Origin of the sequence: Roseovarius gaetbuli (assembly GCF_900172365.1) — a bacterium.
Lineage (GTDB): Bacteria > Pseudomonadota > Alphaproteobacteria > Rhodobacterales > Rhodobacteraceae > Roseovarius > Roseovarius gaetbuli.
Genome location: NZ_FWFJ01000102.1, coordinates 1 through 2487, shown reverse-complemented (window position 1 = coordinate 2487; position 2487 = coordinate 1). Strand labels below are relative to the sequence as shown.

The window sequence follows — 2487 nt, the reverse complement described above, 5'->3', positions numbered from 1 at the left end:
CACTGAGAACTGACCCGGCAACTGCAGAAATTGTCATTGAGAATTGACCCATGTGCAACCTTACCCCTGCTTGATTCAGCTGGGGGCTATTGGAGTGGTAGACATGGGATTTTTGAGGGTTATTCGGAAATGGGCGCTGCGAGACAAGATGCCCATTCGCGAGATTGCGCGGCGAACAGGCGTATCTCGCAACACGATCAAGAAGTATCTGCGGGCCGGGATTGTCGAGCCCGAGTTCCAGAGACCGGACCGGCCGAGCAAGCTGGATCCGTATGCTGAGAAGCTGACAGCCTGGTTGCTGTCTGAGCAGCGCAAATCACGCAAGGAGCGGCGGACTGCCAAGCAGATGCATGCCGATCTGGTGCAGCTTGGCTTTGATGGCTCATATGAGCGGGTCGCGGCCTTTGTGCGGGACTGGAAGGGTGAACGGCAACGCGCGTATCACACGACTGACCGCGGGGTCTTCGTTCCGCTGGTTTTCCAGCCTGGCGAGGCGTTTCAATTCGATTGGAGCGAGGATTGGGCCTATGTCGGCGGCGAGCGCATCAAGCTCCAGGTGGCCCATATCAAGCTGTCGCACAGCCGTGCCTTTCTGGTGCGGGCCTATCTGCTGCAAACACACGAGATGCTGTTCGACGCTCACTGGCATGGCTTCCGGGTGTTTGAGGGTGTTCCGGGGCGCGGCATCTACGACAACATGAAGACAGCCGTCGACCGGGTTGGTGTCGGAAAGAAGCGCGATGTAAACGCACGATTCCTGGCGATGACCAGCCATTATGTCTTTGATCCCGAGTTCTGCAATCCAGCGGCAGGGTGGGAGAAAGGTCAGGTCGAGAAGAATGTGCGCGATGCCCGCCACCGGCTCTGGCAGCTCATGCCCGCCTTTCCGGATATGGATGCGCTGAACATCTGGTTGGAAGATCGCTGCAAGCTCCTGTGGGCGGAGACTGCGCATGGCACCCTACCTGGCAGCATTGCCGATGTCTGGGAGGCCGAAAAGCCCGCGCTGATGCCACTGCCCACAATGTTTGACGGCTTTGTCGAGCAGAGCAAGCGGGTGTCGCCCACCTGCCTGATCACATTCGATCGCAATCGCTACTCAGTGCCCGCCAGCTTCGCAAACCGGCCCGTCAGCCTGCACATCTACCCCGAACGGCTGGTCATCGTCGCCGAAGGGCATGTGGTCTGCACGCATGAGCGCATCATTGAACGATCGCACCGTCAGCCGGGGCGCGTCGTCTATGACTGGCGCCATTACCTCGCCGTGGTCCAGCGCAAGCCGGGCGCATTACGGAACGGTGCTCCCTTCGTTGAGATGCCAGAAGGGTTCCGGAAGCTGCAGGATCAGATGTTGCGCAGGCCCGGTGGCGATCGCGAGATGGTCGATGTCCTGTCACTGGTGCTCCACCATGACGAACAGGCCGTGCTTTGTACTGTGGAAATGGCGCTGGAGGCAGGAGTGCCAACAAAGACCCATGTGCTGAACCTGCTCCACAGGCTGGTGGACGGCACACCGATAGACCAGCCCGATGTGACCCCGCCCGCAGCCCTTTCTTTGAGCAAGGAACCCGAGGCCAATGTCGCACGGTATGATGGGCTGCGCACCACGGGAGGAACACGTCATGCGTCATGATCCCGCCGGTGCTGCCATCGTCATCATGATGCGCAGCCTGAAGATGCCGGGCATGGCGCAAGCCGTGCAGGACCTGCATGAGCAAGGATCGCCCGCTTTCGTTGCAGCGATCCCCATGTTGTCACAGCTGCTCAAGGCCGAAATGGCCGAGCGCGAGGTGCGTTCCGTCGCCTATCACATGAAGGCAGCACGGTTCCCGGCATACAAGGATCTCTCTGGCTTCGACTTTGCTGCCAGCGAAGTCCGTGAAGCCTTGGTCCGCCAACTTCATCGATGCGAGTTCATGGACGCGGCTGAGAATGTGGTGCTGATCGGAGGCCCCGGAACCGGGAAATCGCATGTCGCCACCGCCCTCGGCATCCAAGCAATCGAGCATCATCGCAAGCGCGTGCGCTTCTTCTCGACGGTCGAACTCGTCAATGCGCTGGAGCAGGAAAAGGCCCAAGGCAAGGCTGGGAAAATCGCCGAGGCACTGGTCAAAACCGACTTGGTCATCCTCGACGAGCTGGGATATCTGCCGTTCAGCGCTTCAGGCGGCGCGTTGTTATTCCACCTTCTCAGTAAACTTTACGAGCGCACCAGCGTCATCATCACAACCAACCTGAGCTTCAGCGAATGGGCCAGCGTGTTCGGGGATACGAAAATGACCACCGCGCTACTCGACCGTCTCACCCATCGCTGCCACATCCTGGAGACCGGCAATGACAGCTATCGGTTCAAGGCCAGCTCCGAGACAGCGAAAAAGAAACGAAAGGAGACAGCAGCATTGACGCCATCATGACGCAAAGAACATAACAACTGGGTGGGTCAAGTCTCGGTGACAATCCCGGGTCAGTTCTCAGTGACAATCAACA

General features: G+C 59.0%; 2 protein-coding genes. Both read left to right on the top strand.

Features of this window, described 5'->3' with window-relative positions:
* The first annotated feature begins 103 nt into the window (after positions 1–103).
* Positions 104–1633 (top strand): IS21 family transposase, encoded by a 1530-nt coding sequence (gene istA / locus ROG8370_RS19685; protein WP_085828810.1) that lies wholly within the window; start codon positions 104–106, stop codon positions 1631–1633.
* Complete coding sequence (gene istB / locus ROG8370_RS19680; protein ID WP_085828809.1) at positions 1623–2414, top strand: IS21-like element helper ATPase IstB; 792 nt, start codon at positions 1623–1625, stop codon at positions 2412–2414. Before istA ends, istB begins: the two co-directional genes overlap by 11 nt.
* Positions 2415–2487 lie beyond the last annotated feature (73 nt).